The organism is Eisenbergiella porci (genome assembly GCF_009696275.1).
Taxonomy (GTDB): Bacteria; Bacillota; Clostridia; order Lachnospirales; family Lachnospiraceae; genus Eisenbergiella; species Eisenbergiella porci.
This window is the reverse complement of the sequence record NZ_VUMI01000002.1, coordinates 242,869-259,870: the sequence shown is the minus strand read 5'-3', so window position 1 is coordinate 259,870 and position 17,002 is coordinate 242,869. Positions and strand designations below refer to the sequence as shown.

Annotated in this window: 14 protein-coding genes and 1 pseudogene; 1 reads left to right on the top strand and 14 read right to left on the bottom strand. The window is 52.0% G+C overall.

What is annotated here, in order from left to right:
* Nucleotides 1-380 (bottom strand): annotated as a pseudogene (locus tag FYJ45_RS30250) (hypothetical protein); the annotation flags it as partial.
* A 161-nt stretch (nt 381-541) separates the two neighbouring features.
* Here FYJ45_RS30250 and FYJ45_RS02300 point away from each other — a divergent pair.
* Complete coding sequence (locus tag FYJ45_RS02300) at nt 542-910, top strand: hypothetical protein (RefSeq protein ID WP_021635738.1); 369 nt, start codon at nt 542-544, stop codon at nt 908-910.
* A 91-nt stretch (nt 911-1,001) separates the two neighbouring features.
* On the opposite strand, the gene FYJ45_RS02295 is transcribed toward FYJ45_RS02300, so the two are convergent.
* From FYJ45_RS02295 to FYJ45_RS02235, 13 genes are all read right to left on the bottom strand, one after another.
* Nucleotides 1,002-2,273 carry an L-cysteine desulfidase family protein gene (locus FYJ45_RS02295; RefSeq protein WP_154463269.1) on the bottom strand — a complete coding sequence of 424 codons (1,272 nt, stop codon included), beginning with the start codon at nt 2,271-2,273 and terminating at the stop codon, nt 1,002-1,004.
* Between the two features lie 87 nt (nt 2,274-2,360).
* Nucleotides 2,361-3,350, bottom strand: coding sequence for an aldo/keto reductase (locus tag FYJ45_RS02290; RefSeq protein ID WP_154463267.1), 990 nt, complete (start codon nt 3,348-3,350; stop codon nt 2,361-2,363).
* A 114-nt stretch (nt 3,351-3,464) separates the two neighbouring features.
* Nucleotides 3,465-4,421 carry a uroporphyrinogen decarboxylase family protein gene (locus tag FYJ45_RS02285; RefSeq protein WP_154463265.1) on the bottom strand — a complete coding sequence of 319 codons (957 nt, stop codon included), beginning with the start codon at nt 4,419-4,421 and terminating at the stop codon, nt 3,465-3,467.
* Between the two features lie 97 nt (nt 4,422-4,518).
* Entirely contained in the window at nt 4,519-5,070 is a 552-nt protein-coding gene (locus FYJ45_RS02280; RefSeq protein WP_154463263.1) for a zinc-binding metallopeptidase family protein, read from the bottom strand.
* Nucleotides 5,015-5,869: a Sapep family Mn(2+)-dependent dipeptidase gene (locus tag FYJ45_RS02275; protein WP_154463261.1), complete on the bottom strand. Its 855-nt coding sequence runs from the start codon at nt 5,867-5,869 to the stop codon at nt 5,015-5,017. The genes FYJ45_RS02280 and FYJ45_RS02275 overlap by 56 nt, the downstream gene beginning before the upstream one ends.
* Before the next feature lie 619 nt (nt 5,870-6,488).
* Nucleotides 6,489-7,448, bottom strand: a complete 960-nt coding sequence (locus FYJ45_RS02270) for an ABC transporter permease (protein WP_117531178.1) — start codon at nt 7,446-7,448, stop codon at nt 6,489-6,491.
* Entirely contained in the window at nt 7,445-8,581 is a 1,137-nt protein-coding gene (locus FYJ45_RS02265) for an ABC transporter permease (RefSeq protein WP_154463260.1), read from the bottom strand. The genes FYJ45_RS02270 and FYJ45_RS02265 overlap by 4 nt, the downstream gene beginning before the upstream one ends.
* The gene (locus FYJ45_RS02260; protein WP_154463259.1) at nt 8,574-10,109 is read right to left on the bottom strand and encodes an ABC transporter ATP-binding protein; all 1,536 of its coding nucleotides are present in this window, start codon (nt 10,107-10,109) and stop codon (nt 8,574-8,576) included. Before FYJ45_RS02260 ends, FYJ45_RS02265 begins: the two co-directional genes overlap by 8 nt.
* Nucleotides 10,110-10,446: 337 nt before the next feature.
* Entirely contained in the window at nt 10,447-11,673 is a 1,227-nt protein-coding gene (locus FYJ45_RS02255; protein ID WP_154463258.1) for a BMP family lipoprotein, read from the bottom strand.
* 222 nt (nt 11,674-11,895) lie between these two features.
* Nucleotides 11,896-13,275, bottom strand: a complete 1,380-nt coding sequence (radA, locus tag FYJ45_RS02250; protein ID WP_117531184.1) for a DNA repair protein RadA — start codon at nt 13,273-13,275, stop codon at nt 11,896-11,898.
* 60 nt (nt 13,276-13,335) lie between these two features.
* A complete protein-coding gene (locus FYJ45_RS02245; protein WP_021636995.1) occupies nt 13,336-13,746 on the bottom strand; it encodes a hypothetical protein in 411 nt (136 codons plus the stop codon).
* An 86-nt stretch (nt 13,747-13,832) separates the two neighbouring features.
* Entirely contained in the window at nt 13,833-16,274 is a 2,442-nt protein-coding gene (locus FYJ45_RS02240; RefSeq protein WP_154463256.1) for an ATP-dependent Clp protease ATP-binding subunit, read from the bottom strand.
* A complete protein-coding gene (locus tag FYJ45_RS02235) occupies nt 16,274-16,651 on the bottom strand; it encodes a GntR family transcriptional regulator (RefSeq protein ID WP_021636993.1) in 378 nt (125 codons plus the stop codon). The genes FYJ45_RS02240 and FYJ45_RS02235 overlap by 1 nt, the downstream gene beginning before the upstream one ends.
* Nucleotides 16,652-17,002: the final 351 nt, after the last annotated feature.

Below are 17,002 nucleotides of genomic sequence, written 5' to 3'. Positions count from 1 at the left end.
TGCGGATCAGAATGAATGATCTTAAAAGGCTTACCAGTGAGGATGCCATTGGGGAGCATGATGGACATCCAGGTGAAATCTGCGCCGACATCAAGCCCGACTGAGAGGTAGGGGATGCTTTCGAACATCTCCAGAACTTTATGATAGTGCATGGTAATATCCTTTCCGGCAGGCATCCATTTCCAAAGGGTGGATACACAACCTAGCGGCTTATACAGGTATAGCCTGAGGCTTCCCAACCAGCCAAAACATAAATCACCACCGAATGGATTGACAGACTTTCTAAGAGGTTTCACCAGTGGAAAACCACTGGCTCCCAAGGAGGAAACGTCAATGATCCTGCCTTCAGTGATTATACCTCTATATTTCGTCTGGTGCATTAAGGAAACCTCAGACACGGTAAATAAAGTTGTCCTATAACTTCTGATGGAGGGGGAACTCCTCCTTCCGTTATATCTATATAGATTTATTAGATTGGACTTTGTAACTGTTAACCAGTAGTCGTTCTTGACTACACCATTATTATACTAGGAGGAAAGATATGCAGGAAGAAAAAAGACCTTATCACGACGGCTTATCCTTTCCCAGCGCCAATATCCCCGGCATCACACCGGAATCCGCTTTTACGGACGGGTATCTGACAGCGCTTCACACCATGGATGAAGCACATTCCCGTGTCCGGATCGGCGATGACGGCAAGGCCTCCGATATGAATCCGGAAACCGAAATGTCTCCGGACGGCTGCAATCCAGTCAGCAAAGACTCGGAAATGGAACGTGCCCATGACGGCGGGGATGACATGATTTTTCCCGGCGTACTTCCCGGTATGCCCGGTGTACTTCCGGGCGGCTATGCCGGTGCAGTACCACCCTTCTATTTTCCCGGATCCGGACCTACTCCGGGGATGTAACCCGGCAGACGGCCGCGCCCGGACAAAAAAAGCCCTGTAAGGGAGCATATCTGCAATTTGGATATGCTTCCCTTACAAGGCTTTAATTTTTTTATCCGATCATGATATCCAGGATTTCCCGGTCGGTGTCACGCATGCCGTCACGGCCCAGGCGGGCAACATTGGCAATGGTGGATTCCACCCCTTTTTTCACGATACCGTCGCCGTCCACGAATTCCTGGCCGTTCCGGTACATATAGTATCCCAGGATGCCGGCGTCCACAGCGGAAGCTATTTTGGCCGCGCAGGATGCCTTGGCGCCGTCGCACACGATGCCTGATACATTGGCCAGGGTATTGACCACTGTATGGATGATTTCTTCATAGCCGCCGCCCAGCAGATAAGCGATTCCGGCGCCGGCCCCTGTTCCCGCGCTCACCGCGCCGCAGTAGGCGGAAAGCCGTCCGATGCCTTCCTTCAGATGAATCGCCGTCAGATTGGAAATCAGCAGGGCGCGGTAAAGCTGCTCTTCTCCCGCTCCCAGCTCCCTGGCGTATTCGATAACAGGCACGGATACGGTAATCCCCTGGTTGCCGCTTCCGGAATTGATGACCACGGGAAGCTCACAGCCGTTCATCCTGGCATCAGAACCCGCGGCCGCCTTGGCCCTTGCCCGGATTTTCACATCATCGCCGTAGGCCGCAAGCAGCACCTTTCCCACGTTTGCGCCGTAGGCATGCTTCATTCCCTCTTCAGCAATGGCCATATTGTATTCTATCTGCCGATCCAGGACCTCTTTTACATCGTCCAGACGGGCGGTCAGGGCAAAATCCACGATTCCTTCCATGCTGAGAGAGGATATTGCCTCCGCCTGGGATCCTTCCTCATCCGTTCCTGCCGTCCGCAGTATCTCACCGTTTTTTTCCACCAGCACCACATTGGTATGGGAATCCGCTATGCGCACGCGGGCTTCCCGGTTTCCGGCCCACACAGTCACCGTAAGGTCAAAGGTACGGCAACCGCCCGACTTCTGAATCCGGATATCCGCTGTCTGCAGATAGTCTCTGATTTCATCGCGCTGCTCCTCCGTCAGCCCCTCAAGAAGCTCCAGCTTATCCTCCGGCCTGCCGGAAACAACCCCTGCGGCTGCCGCGGCCTGGATTCCTTTCATGCCGCCCGTGTTCGGTACGATGACGCTCTTTACATTTTTTATGATATTTCCGCTGGCCTCCACCAGAAGCCGATCCGGCCTTTCCCCCAACGTCAGCGCTGCCAGCGCCGCCGCATATGCAATGGCAATCGGCTCCGTACACCCGAAGGCGGGCACCAGCTCCTGTTCCAGAATCCGGAGATATTCCCGGTATATACTGCTGTTATGTTCCATGTTCGCTCCCATCTGTTTGTGCCTGTTCACATGCGCACTGCCCGTGATATATAAACCGCATGTGTAACTGTTCAGTACCCCTCACAGTTACCCGCAGATTTCATCTATTTTTTTAAGTTCCTCCGCCGTGAAAGAGGTTCTGTGGATAATTTCAATATTTTCCGTAATCTGGGCGGGCCTGGATGCGCCTATCAGCACACTCGTCACCTCTCCGTCCCTCAGGATCCAGGACAGCGCCATCTGCGCCAGGCTCTGCCCCCTGTTTTGTGCGATTTCATTCAGGGCGCTTATCTGATCCAGACGTTCCTGCGTCAGCGCGGATTCCTTCAGGAAACGGCCGTCCCTCTTAATCCTGCTGTCCTCCGGAATCCCGTGAAGGTATTTATCCGTGAGAAGTCCCTGCGCCAGCGGACTGAAAGCGATTATACCGCAGCCATTGGCCGCTGCAAAGGATTTCAGGCCGTCCTCTTCTATACTGCGGTCAAATATGGAATATCTGCTCTGGTTGATGATAAAAGGACACTTAAGGTCAGACAGAATCTTCATTGCCTTTTCCGTATATTCCCTGGAATAATTGGAAATTCCCGCATACAGAGCCTTCCCGCTCTTCACGATCTGATCCAAAGCCATCATTGTTTCCTCCAGCGGCGTCTCCGGATCCATACGGTGGTGGTAGAAAATATCCACATAATCCACCTTCATCCGCATCAGGCTTTCATCCAGGCTGGAAATCAGGTATTTCCGGCTGCCGCCGTCCCCGTAAGGCCCCGGCCACATATCATAGCCCGCCTTGGTGCTGATCACCATCTGGTTGCGGTAAGGGTGCATTTCACTTTCCATGATCCTTCCGAAATTTTCCTCCGCGCTTCCGTAAACAGGCCCATAATTATTCGCCAGATCAAAATGGGTAATCCCGTTATCAAAAGCCGTGAAAACCAGCTGCTTCATATTGTCATAATTGTCCTTGCTTCCGAAATTGTGCCACAGCCCCAGAGAAACCGCAGGCAGCTTCAGCCCGCTGTTTCCGCAGCGGAAATAATTCATATGTTCATAACGATCTTCTTTTGCCAAATACATTTTTTACCTCCTCTATACCGCAGGTCTGCCCGCGGTACTGCAACAACCATCCGTTTAAAAGTTCCATTCAGGTCTTACCTCTGTCCGCGCCATAAAGCGTTTTTTTCCACATTCCTATATGCTTCTGGCCTCTTCCAGCACCCAGCGGACATGTTCTGCGGGCAGATCCCCTGGAATGGTGCAGTCTGCGCCCAGCAGAAAGCCTTTTTTACCGCAGGTTTCGATCAGTTCCCTTACCGCCTTCCTGATCTCTTCCTCATTTTCTGAGTACAGCACGCCCTCCTTCCGGTTATCCAAACCGCCCAGGGCAGGCTTTCCGCCGAAAAATTCTCTTCCCGAGGGAATATCCATCTCCTCCACATACACCGCCCAGTTAATGGCTGCGGCTTCATAGTCCTGCCATACCTCCACACGGTTCTTATCCCCGCCCCAGCCGCAGCAGTGCAGAATATTATGACTGCTCAGGCCATTGGCATAATCCAGTACCTCCTTGTCAAAGGGGGTAACCAGGCTGCGGTATTCCTCCGCAGTAAACCGGAAGGTTTCCGCATTCTGCACACAGTAATAAATACCATCGCAGCCAGCTTCCTCGATCAACCCCTTCACCAGCGCCTTCGCATCCTCCGCAATTACGCCGCAGGCATACTTCACCGCTTCCGGGTCCGCCTTGATGCAGTCCATCATTGTTTCCCAGCTCGTCTGAAGACGGAAAAAGGAAAGAGGACAAAATACATTATAAAATACACAGCACTCCCCGTCCACCGCTTTTACAATGGCGCGCGCCCGCTCAACCTGCTCCCTGATGAACTTATGCCCGCTTCCCAAAGGCTTCATATCATAAAGCTGCGACACATTCTCCATTTTTTCCAGTGTTTCATTGGGATATCCGAAATAACCGTCGCACATTATTTTGATAAAATCCTGGTCCGTATCCCTGTACCACTTAAGATGCGCATCCACACATGCCTGCCCCAATGCCTGCTCCTGCGGAAAATGAAACCAGAATGCGCCGGGAACGTGATCCGCCTCCCTGTTTTCCAATGCTGCCAGTACTCTTTCTTTCTTGTTCATTATAATTACCCTGCCTTTTCTTATTTTAAACTGACTGTCCAGTTCCTACACAGTTACCTTTCTCCAATGCCCGCTTTCAGCTCGCATAACAGCCCATTCAGGCTTCCTCTCCATTGAAATCACATTCATTCAAAGCCAGCATGGCCATAGTATAGATTTTTGCCGCTGAAAGCAGTTTTTCCAGATCCAGCCCCTCGTCCGGTTCATGGGCGCCGCCGTGCCCCTTCCTGAACAGAACGCCTGCCATATCCCCCTCCCGCTCAGGCATGGATCCGATGCCATAGCCAAACGCATTGGGCAGCTTCCTGGCATACGTGCCGCCTCCCATCACATAAGGTTCAGCTGTGCATCCTGTAATTTCGTTAAATAAATCTGTCAGAAGGCCAACCTCTTTTCTGTCCTTCGGGAAATAATTCGGCGCAGAATTCCTGATAAGCTCCCATTTATAACCTCCCCGGCCGCAGTACTCCTCCAGCCCGGCCTCCAGCTTTCCCGCATCCGCCGTAATGGAATAACGGATATTAAACTGCAGCCGCGCCCGATGCCCCTGAAGCCTCAGCACAGTCCCCGCGCAGGTCAGACGCCCGGAAACCTCATCCGAATAAGAGATTCCTGCCTTCAGGGAAAGCGCTGTGTCTGCTGGTTCCATACGCAGTCACCCTGATTTTCCCATCCCGGGCCTCCGCCTTCACACATTCCGGAAGCGATGCCTGCAAAGCAGCCAGCTGTCCTTCCGAAACTTCTGTCCTTTTACCAACCACCAGAACCGCCCTGTCAGGGATAATATTGCCTGCGCTTCCGCCATACAGCTCCAGCACCTCATCACTGAAGTCCCTGCCGGAAACTGCAGTCCCTTCCAATATCCCCTTTTCCCCATAACAAACCGGAAAACCACAGTCCGCGATCATAGACAACGCCGGAAGCGGATATTTGGACGTGTAATACTCCAGATCCGACATCCCCCTTTCCTCATCGCACCCTGCAAAAAGACAAAGCTCATACGCAGCCGGAAGCCCCAGCTCCCTGATACAACGCATCACATAAAGCATGGCCACTGCCGGCCCCTTATTATCCTGCGCTCCTCTGCCGATAAGATACCCATCCTTCACCACCGGCTCAAACGGCTCATAATCCCAGCCCTCCCCCAGCGGCACCACATCCAGATGATTCCACAGGCCAATCGTATTGCTCCAGTCCTGATTCTCCACACCGATGCTTCCCACATAATACTCCCGGTTCTCCGTATGGAACCCATATTTCCTTCCCATGGCAAGCATCTCATCCAGCGCATCCCTGCATCCCTGCCCAAACGGCCCCTGCTCTGCCTCCGGATCCGAAATACTGGGAATCCGCACCAGCCTCTTAATATCCTCCGTCATCTCCTTCCGATGCCCGTCAAACCACTGGCTGACCTTCTCATAAATTTCACCATCATACATTTTTCCCATATAAGCTCCTATCCAGGCCCCTCCGCCAGTCAATACCGACTGCCTTCATACCAAAGACCTTATGTTATTATTATAGATACCAAACAACTTTTCTTCTATAACCAATTCCTTCAAAAACTATGCAGTTTCAATCATTTTGGCCGGCCTGCCGCATCCGCCCCGTTTCCGTCCGCCCTTGGTCCGAGGGGGGCTGGGCCTGTATTCCTTCCCCGGGGCCGGGGCGGGGTATGTTCTGTTCTGTTTGAGAAAACGGCGATGTTTCTTACCGCTCCGGGAAGTCAGAATTCTGACGTCCTTAGAGGCTTGTCTGACGAACGAAGACAATTTTAGCCGCAAATCACAAACTCACTCCTACCAAAAAAGTTACATGCGGCTAAAATCACTGAGGAGGAGTTCAGCCTCGCTGGCAGAATTCTGACTTCCCGGAACGGTTAGAAACACCCCGTTTTTGAAACAGAACAGAACATACCCCGCCCGGCCCCGGGGAAGGAATACAGGCCCAGCCCTCCTCGGACCAAGGGCGGACGGAAACGGGGCGGATGCGGCAGGCCCTCTCTACCTCATAAGAAAAACAGCCGGACTGCTGAACAATCCGGCTGCATCCGCCACCAAAAGGAGCCTACCGGCTTCCCTTATCATATATTTCACCCAAAGCGCGGGGCGCCCTGTTGTGCTTGGAAAAGAATACAAGCAGCAGAAGCGTCAGCACATAGGGGAGAATCATTACCAGATCCTGATAGCTGCTGGGCATTTCCAGCATCTGCACGATGCGGTAGCCGCCGGAACGGGCAAACCCGAACAGCAGGCAGGCTCCCAGTGTGGGGAGGATTCTCCAGTTTCCGAAAATCAGCGCGGCAATGGCCAGGTAGCCATAACCCACATAGATATTGTTGGAAAAATTCGCTGAAATGGAATAGGCGAAGCAGATGCCTCCCAGCCCGGAAAGCGCGCCGGAAACCATAACCGCCACCAGCCTTACCCTGCCCACTTCAATGCCCGCTGCATCCACCGCATGGGGATTATCGCCGCAGGCACGCAGATGCATGCCAAAGCGTGTCCGGTACATCACAAACCAGGCAATGAACGCCACCACAATAATCACGATTTCAAAGGGATATACATTGGTAAATACCGCTCCCAGTATGGGTATTTTCGAGATTCCCGGCACCGTCAGCCTGCTTGACACCCCCAGCACGAATTTATCGGAGGCCGCCCCGAATACGGTGGCATTGATCTGCTTTGTCAAAAAGGAGGTTAATGCCATGGCCAGGATATTAATCACCACGCCGCTGATGACCATATTTGCCTTGAACCGGATACACAGCAGCGCATGAATCAGTGAAAACAGCATGCCGCCGATTACGGCAAACAGCATGGCGATGTAGAAGGGAACCGCTGAATTTCCCGCAAATTTATCCGCAACGAGCACCGCGACGAGCGCGCCGGTAAAAGCGCCGAAGCCCTGCAGGCCCTCAATGGCAAGGTTGGTAATGCCGCTTTTTTCACTGTAAATACCGCCGATAGCCATGATGAAAAGCGGCAGTGCAAAGGACAATCCGTCAATGATTACAGTATTCATTTATCCTTCCTCCCTTCCTCGTCCTTCACCCGCGACAGCAGGTAGCTGATAAACGCCGAGCATGCGGAGAACAGCAGGATGATACCTGTGATAACATCAGCAATTTCCGCCTGTATGCCCGCCGCCGAGCTCATGTAGGTACTTCCCTTGTCCACAATGGTAATCAGGAAAGAGGAGAAAATAATGCCCACAGGATTGTTGCTTCCAAGCAGTGAAACCGCAATCGCATCAAAACCGGTGCTGGAAAGCACCCTGGGCTGGATGGAAGCAAAATAGCCAAGGTAATAGGTAACGCCCGCCAGGCCTGCCAGCGCCCCGGAAATCAGCATGGTGACCACAATATTCTTTCCCACATTGATGCCCGCATAACGGGAAGCGCTGCGTGAAAAGCCCACCGCTTTCATTTCATACCCCATTTTGGTCCTGTCCAGCAGGAATTTCACGGCGAACACAGCTATAAGCGCCAGGACAAAGCCCAGCGGGATATCCATTTTCAGATTTCCCACCACCGTATCCGCCAGCGTCAGGCGCGCCGCCGGGGCAATGGCCTTTGACTGCCTGGAAACCGGATCCACATAAAAGGTATTGATACAGAAGCTGCAGACATACTGAATAATGTAATTCAGCATGATGGAGGATACCACCTCATTGATATTGAATTTATATTTCAGCAGGCCGATAAGGCCGCCCACCAATGCGCCCGCAAGGATACCGATAAGCAGCACCAGAGGCTTTGACAGAACCGCGTTCAGTCCGCTGTAGCCTACCAGAATTGAGGATAAAAAGCCTGCCGCCAGCATCTGTCCGGATACGCCGATATTAAACAGGCCTGTCCGCATGGCCACCGCCACCGCAAGCGCCGCAAAAATCATGGGCGTCAGGTAATTTAAGAAGCTTAAGAAGTCGGTGAGGATGCTTTTGTATCCCGCATAGGATGCCTTGGGGGCAAGGCCGCAGCCCTGCAGCAGGTTATAATAGGCTGAAAAAGGATTTTTCCCCAATACGGCAATCACCACAGCGCCTGCGATCAAGCCTATTAAAACACAGAAAACGGGAATGGTCACGCTTTGCGTCTTTTTATTTCCCAGGGTCCGGCTGATCATTTTTTTCCAGATTGATTGTTTCTCATGCATGCCGCTTCACCCCCATCATAAATTCTCCCACTTCATTTGTGGTCAGCGTTCTGGCATCGGCAATCTTCTGTATTTTTCCGTTGTAAATTACACCGATGGTATCCGCGCAGTCCATGATTTCATCCAGTTCCAGGGAAATCAGCAGTATAGCCTTTCCCTTGTCCCTCTCGCCAATCATCTGGCGGCGGATATTCTCAATGGCCCCGATATCCAGTCCCCTGGTGGGCTGGACGAAAATCATCAGATCCGATTCCTGCTCGATTTCCCTTGCGATAATCGCCTTCTGCTGATTACCGCCGCTCATGGAACGCACAACTGTCCTCAGGCCCTGGCCGCTGCGGATATCATATTTATCGATCAGATCCTCAGCATAGCTGTCAAAGGCCTTTTTATCCAGAATCCCTTTTCTGGAAAACGGCTCCCTAAAATAGCTCCTCAGCCCCAGATTTTCCGACAGGGTGAAATCCATGACAATGCCATAATTCTGTCTGTCCTCAGGGATATAGGATATTCCCTCCAACGCCCTGCGGCGGATGGATTCCTCCGTAATATCTTTCCCGTTCAGCCACACCTTTCCCTTATGCAGGGGAAGCAGCCCGGCGATGGCGTCAGCCACCTCAATCTGCCCGTTTCCGGCCACGCCCGCAATAGCGAAAATCTCCCCGCCATGGACAGTAAAGGAAACATCCTTAACCACCTCAAAATGATCCTGATTGACCACGGTCATATGCTCCACCTTCAGAACCTCTTTTCCGAATTCAGGCTCCTTCTTGGGCGTTTCAAAGCTGACCTCGTGTCCCACCATCAGGTTGGCCATCTTCCGGGTGCTGGTTTCCTTCACATCCAGAACGTCAATCAGCCGGCCTCTGTTCAGGATAGCGCACCGGTCGGCCACCTTCTTGATCTCTTCCAGCTTATGCGTGATCAGGATGATGGTCTTCCCGTTTTCCCGCAGTCCCTTGATGATATCCAGGAGGAACTCGATTTCCTGCGGCGTCAGCACCGCCGTAGGCTCGTCAAAAATCAGGATTTCTGCTTCCCGGTACAGCATCTTCAGAATCTCCACCCTCTGCTGGGTGGACACGTTAATATTTTCAATCACATCCGTAGGCTCCACTTCCAGCCCGTATTTTTGGGAAAGAGCGCGGATATCCTCATTGGCCTTCTTCTTATCCACTGCGGGGAAAAGGCCAAGCACCTTTTTCACCGGTTCCATCCCCATGACGATATTCTCGGCTATGGTATAATTGCTCACCAGTTTGAAATGCTGGTGCACCATACCGATATTCAGCTTCGTGGCATGATTGGGCGAAGAGATCTTTACCTTTTCCCCCCGGATATATATATCGCCCTCATCCGGCTCATACATTCCGAAAAGCATGCTCATAAGCGTTGATTTTCCCGCACCGTTCTCGCCCAGAAGGGCAAAGATTTCCCCCTTCTTTACCTGAATCGTGACATCGTCATTGGCAACAATGCCTGGGAACCGTTTGGTAATATGGCGCATTTCCACAATATAATCCGACATATATTCCCTCTCATTCCGCCGCTCTGTGGCAGCTGTATTTCCATAATATACTTAGGGGATGTCATCACCCCGTTCCTTGCTGGCATCCCCTAAATATACATGTGAATGCGGCCGCGCCGCATTCTGTGCTGTTCAATGCTGCCGCGTTTGGCGCAACAGTCTTCTGTTCAATAGAAACGGGCCGGGAATCCCGGCCCGCCTTCCCTTTCATTTCCGGAGGCAGCAAAGCGGACGGATGACTTCTATATCCGCATGGCAGCTGCCGCAAAGGTCAAATACCCATAACAGGCCAGGCAGGCGCATTTACCGCCCCGCTGTCCGTACCGGCGCATTTGATTTACTCCGCCTTGAAATCATCGGGAGTAATTCCGTTGAAGTTGGCTGCAGGAACAATTTCTCCTGCTTTTACTTTTTCATAAGCCGCATCGATCTTGGTGATGGTATCTGCGGACAGCTGGCATCTTCCGCTGGTGCTTACATAACCGGTAGAATCGGTATCTGCGCCCAGGGTTACGTTTCCGCCCTTGAAGGATCCGTCAGCAATAGAGGTAAGCGCTCTGTCAACGTTGGTGCTCATAACCTTAAGTCCGCTGGTAAGGATTACGTTGGCATCTCCGTTTGCCCCGTCGTCATACTGATCAACGTCACAGCCGATGATGTATACGCCTTCCGCTTCCTTGGCAGCTGTGATGACGCCGTTTCCGGAAGCGCCGGCAGCTACGAACATGATATCCACGCCTTCATCAATAAGAGCGTTTCCAACTACCTTGCCCGTTGCTTCATCAGCAAAGGATCCAATATAGTTTCCGCCTACATTTGCTCCTGTTACGTCGGTTCCTGCATAGGAAGGAAGTTCAACCAGCTCCACTGACTTGCCGTCAACTTCATTCACATACTTTACGCCGCACTCAAAGCCGTACTGATAGTTAACGTTGGAAGGGTAAGCAATACCGTTTACAACGGCAACCTTGTTGCTCTTTGTTTCATAAGCAGCAGCCATTCCTGCGAAGAAACCGCTCTCCTGCTCCTTGAACTGCATCGCATAAATGTTGTCTACTTCCACTTCGTTGCCTTCTGCATCGGACGGGAAGGAGTCAACCAGGATGAACTTCACATTCGGGTTGTCCTGTGCGATCTGGGCGATTCCGGCAAACTGGAAACCGCAGCATACAATAGCATCATAATCGGCTACGATGTCAGCTACCGCCTGAACGGCTGCAGCGGTGTCGCCTGTAGGCTCTTTTACAGGAGTTACGGTAGAGGAAGGATTCTTTTCGATAAAGGAAAGAATTCCGTTGTAGTTATCCTCGTTAAAGGAACCGTCATCCACTCCGGAGGGACTGGATACAATTGCGATTTTCAGTGCCGCATTGCCGGCATCTGCGGTATCGGATGCAGCTTCACTGGAAGATGCTTCCGTAGACGCTTCCACAGATTCAGCAGGCGCCGCAGTTTCCTGGGCGGATGCGCCGCTTTCCGCAGGAGCAGTGCTGCCGGAATTGCCGCAGGCTGTCAAAGACAGTGCAAGCAGGGCAGCCATTGCAAGAGAAAGTGCTTTTTTCATAATAAAATCCTCCTTTTTTTACCGTCCGAGACGGCATGTTCGAAAAAACCTAATTACAGCTAATTACAAACCAATCATAGCATTTTACCATCCAAAAAACAATGACAAAATTCCTGAAAAATTTCCCTGAACGCTTTCCGTGTTACTGATTTCCCTCCGTCCGGGCTCCCGCTGCCACGGTTCTGCCCTCCGGGATAATCCGTTTTTTATGCAAAGCCGGTTTTAAATGATATCCATTACATCCTTTACAGATTGCACGCCGATCAGCCGGATACCTTCGATTTTGGGCAGCTTGTCCAGACATACTTTGGGAAGCACACAGGTTTTGAAGCCCAGCTTTTTCGCCTCCGATACACGGATGGCAGCCTGGCTGACCGCCCTGACCTCGCCGCTCAGCCCTACCTCGCCGAAGGCAATCATCGTCTCCTCGATAGGCCGGTTGCGGAAGCTGGAAATCACAGCCATGACGATACCGAGATCGATGGCCGGCTCCTGTATTTTCATCCCGCCGGCAATATTTACATAGGCGTCGCAGCCGGATACCTGCAGCCCCAGGCGCTTTTCCAGGACCGCCATAAGCAGGTTCACCCGGTTGAAATCCGTCCCCGCCGCCTGGCGTCTGGGAAATCCGAAGTTGCTCTGGCAAACCAGCGCCTGAATCTCCACCAGAATGGGCCTGGTTCCCTCCAAAGAGCAGGAAACCACCGAACCGCTGGCCCCTTCCGGCTTACCGTTAAGCATGAACTCGGACGGATTTTTCACCTCGCACAGGCCTTCCTGACGCATCTCAAACACACCGATTTCGTTGGTGGATCCAAACCGGTTTTTGACGCCGCGCAGTATCCGGTAGGAGGCATGCCTGTCTCCTTCAAAATAGAGAACGGTATCCACCATATGCTCCAGCACACGGGGGCCTGCCACGGTTCCCTCCTTTGTCACATGTCCTACAATAAAAATGGAAATGCCATAGCCCTTTGCCAGCTTGAGGAAAACCCCCGTGGACTCCCTCACCTGGGAAACGCTTCCCGGCGCTGCGGAAACCTCCTCCTGGTACATGGTCTGGATGGAGTCTATAATCACGATTTCCGGCTTCTCCCTGGCAATCGCCTCTTCTATGTCACCCAGGTTGGTTTCACACAAAAGCTGCAGCGAATCGCTGAAATTCCCGATTCTCTGCGCCCGCATTTTAATTTGCTGCAGGGACTCCTCCCCGGAAATATAAAGTACCTTTTTCTCCTTTTCGGACAGGAGCCGGCACATCTGCAGCAGCAGGGTGGATTTCCCGATTCCCGGATCTCCTCCCACAAGCACAAGGGAGCCGGCGACAATTCCGCCGCCCAGCACCCGGTCCAGCTCTCCGATTCCCGTCAGGATACGCTCTTCTTTTTCCATGGATATTTCCGCAAGAGTGGACGGCTTCTTCCCGCCGGAGGACAGTCCCGCCGTGCGCTCCACGACAGCGCTCCTGGAAGCGGCCTTCCTCACCGGCTCCTCCACAAAGCTGTTCCAGGTATGGCAGCCCGGACACTGCCCCATCCATTTGGACGACTCATAGCCGCATTCCTGACAATAAAACACAGTTCCTGATTTTGCTTTCGCCATATTTAAAAAAGGGGCGGAAAACCGCCCCTGCCCTCCTGATCTTTCATTGTTAAGCAGCGCTTATTTATGGATGTCTACCTTCACTTCTCCCGCGCCTGCAAGCTCTACGGAAAGACTCAGCTTGCCGCCCAGGTTCGTGCACATCCTTCCGGCATCCTCTCCATTAATCTGCACATCGTATTCCGTATCATCCTGCAGTCCGATGGTGAGCTGTGCGTCCTCATTGCCTTCTACCACAAAGCTCACGCCGTCCTCGCTCTCCGTGAACTCAAGAACACTGGTTCCCGGAACAGATTCATAGACAAACATGCCGTTTTTCTCCAGCTTGGTCATGGTCTGGTAGGTTTTCACCTTATACAGATCTCCTTCGTGGGAAAAATCCTCCAGCTTTGCTTTTTCAGCAAGGGTATGGTTCCCAAAGCTGATGCTGCCGTCTGCCTCTGCGCGGATTAATTCATTTACTACTGCCATTTTCTTTTGTCCTCCTTCATATGGTTCCTCTCGGGGTTAACTGTTTAAAACTGTATTCTTACCGTAACCATGAAACTGCTTCACAGTTACTTTTTTACCTGAAAGGTAATCTTTCCTTCCTTACACCCTACGGTTACATTATCTCCCGGCTGAATCCTTCTCGCAAGGATTTCTTCCGCTAGGGCGTCCTCAACCATATTCTGGATGGCCCTCTTCAGGGGACGCGCCCCCATTTTCAGGTCGGAATGCTTCTCAACGATATAATTCTTGGCCGCCGGCGTAATGGTCAGCGAAATATTCAGCTGCTTTTGGCATCTGTCGGTCAGATCCTTTGAAAGCAGGGTTATAATCTGCTTCATATTTTCCTTCGTCAGGGGATGGAAAACCATAATCTCATCGATCCGGTTGATAAATTCCGGCTTAAACAGCCTTTTTACCTCTTCCATGACGCCGGACTTCATTTTCTCATAATCCTTTTTTTCATCCGTATGGGCGGTAAAGCCCAGGTTCTTCGGATCGATGATGCGCTGCGCCCCGGCATTGGAGGTCATGATAAGCACGGTATTCTTAAAGCTTACCTTCCGGCCCTTGGAATCCGTAATATGCCCGTCATCCAGCACCTGGAGCAGGATATTGAATACGTCCGGATGCGCTTTTTCCACTTCGTCGAAAAGCACCACGGAATAAGGATTGCGCCGCACCTTCTCAGACAGCTGGCCGCCGTCGTCAAAGCCAACATATCCCGGAGGGGAACCGATCAGCTTGGAAACGGAATGTCCCTCCATATATTCTGACATATCGATCCGGATCAACGCATTCTCCGATCCGAACATAGCCTCTGCCAGCGCCTTGCTCAGTTCTGTTTTCCCAACGCCCGTAGGCCCCAGGAACAGAAAAGATCCGATAGGCCTTCTGGGATCCTGGAGTCCGACCCTGCCGCGGCGCATTGCGCGCGCTACGGCGCTTACGGCCTCATCCTGGCCGATAACACGCTTATGCAGTATGCTTTCCAGCTTCAGCAGCCGTTCGCTTTCCTTTTCCTCCAGCTTGCTCACCGGGATTTTGGTCCACATGGCCACCACGCCCGCAATGTCATTCTCGGTGACCTCCTGCCTTCTTAAGGCGTTCTTTTTCTCGATCCGCGCTTTCTTCTGGGCCAGCTTTTTCAACAGTTCATCCTGCTCCCGTTTCCAGACACCGGCCTGGGAAAAGGCTTCAATGCGGATGGCGCCTTCTATTTTCAAATCCAGCTCCCGGATCTCTTCGTTTAACTTCCTGATATCTTCCGGCGGCTCCATATGCTGCAGACGGACGGCTGAGGCCGCTTCGTCTATTAAATCAATCGCCTTATCAGGCAGGCGCCTGTCGTTAATATATCTGCTGGAAAGCCTTACCGCCGCCTCAATAGCCTCGGGAAGGATCTTCACCTTATGGTGATCCTCATACCTGGGGGTCACTCCCTCCAGTATGCGCACTGCCTCTTCCTCTGTGGGTTCCTCCACATTTACCGGCTGGAATCTTCTTTCCAGGGCGGCATCCTTCTCAATATATTTACGGTATTCCGTAATTGTTGTGGCGCCGATCAGCTGGATTTCCCCTCTGGCAAGGGATGGCTTCAGAATATTGGAGGCGTCAATCGCCCCCTCCGCGCCGCCTGCGCCGATCAGGGTGTGCAGCTCATCCAGGAACAGCAGGATGTTCCCATCCTCCGTCACCTCTTTGATTACCTTCTTAATACGCTCCTCAAATTCGCCTCTGTACTTGCTTCCGGCAATCATGCCTGACAAATCCAGCATAAGTACCCGTTTGTTTTTCACTGTATCCGGCACCTCGCCGGCCACAATTTTGGAAGCAAGCCCTTCCACAATTGCCGTTTTACCAACGCCCGGTTCTCCCACCAGGCAGGGATTATTCTTCGTTCTCCTGCTGAGTATCTGGATAACCCGGCTGATTTCCTCTTCTCTTCCAATAACAGGATCCAGCCTGCCGTCTCTGGCCAGCGCGGTCATATCCCTGCTGTACTGCTCCAGTGTGGCGGTGCTTCCCTTCTTTTTCTGTTTCTTAATGAGTTCTTCCTTGTACTGCCCCGGATCCAGCCCCATAGCTGCAAGGGTATCCATATACAGCTTCTGCGGCTGAAGGCCGCAGGTGTTCAGCAGCCTGACAGCTACGTTCTCCCCTTCCCTGAGCAGGGAAAGCAGGATGTGTTCCGTTCCGGTCAGCGCCGAATTAAAACGTGCCGCCTGCCTGTGGCTTTCTTCCAGTATCGCCATGGCACGGGGCGAATAACCGTCCCTTTCCTTTACCGGAGTATCGGAAACAGGCGCAATCAGATCCTCGATCATTTCACGGATTTCCAGTTCATTGGCTCCATTTTCGATCAGGACTCTGGCGGCCACACCGGTTCCTTCTTCCAGGAGTCCCAGCAGGATATGCTCGGTTCCCACATAATTCTGCTTTAACTTCCTGGCGGCCTTCTCAGCCAGCATAAGGGCCGATCTGGCCTTATCTGTATACTGTGACTGCATTATTCCAGTCCTCCATATTCTTCATAGATTTCATCAATTAAAGCATGCACTTCTTCCCGGGAAATATTCTTGCAGCTTGCTTTGGCCAGCAAAACCCGCATATCCTCCCGGGTCTCCAGCATAGCCTGCTTCTTGCCTTCATCAACGGCAATCACCGCACCTTTTCTTCTGTCTACCTTAACAAAGCCTTCCTGTTTTAATACGGTATATGCCTTATTCACGGTATGCATGTTAATTCCAATGGTGTCGGCAAGCTGCCTCACACTTGGGAGCACATCGCCTTCATGGAAGCGGTTTGTGGCTATTCCGAGAATTATCTGGTTTCTCAGCTGCATATATAAAGCTTCATCACTGTTAAAATCAATCTCTATAATCATTTCCAATCCGCATCGCTCTTCTTTCTGTTATTCATTTGTTATATTTATAGTATAACAGAGAGCACATCCTGTCAACCGCTTTTCGGTTTTCAGGCGCCGGGATATCCGTCCCATTGTTTTGTCAGTGGAAATTTATTACAGAAACGGCTGTTTTTACGTAAACCGGCATTTGATTCAAAAAAGCCGCTGTAGTCCTACTTACTCAGCGGCTTTTTTAAACATAAGGCTGGTCCGCGGAGCGTGGCAGCCGTTATTATCCTCAGCCCTGCACCGGCCGGTTCTGTAATCCCCGGCGGTAAGGGCGCTGTACTGTTGCGGTTATTTTAATCGTAACTGTAAGAATACTGAACA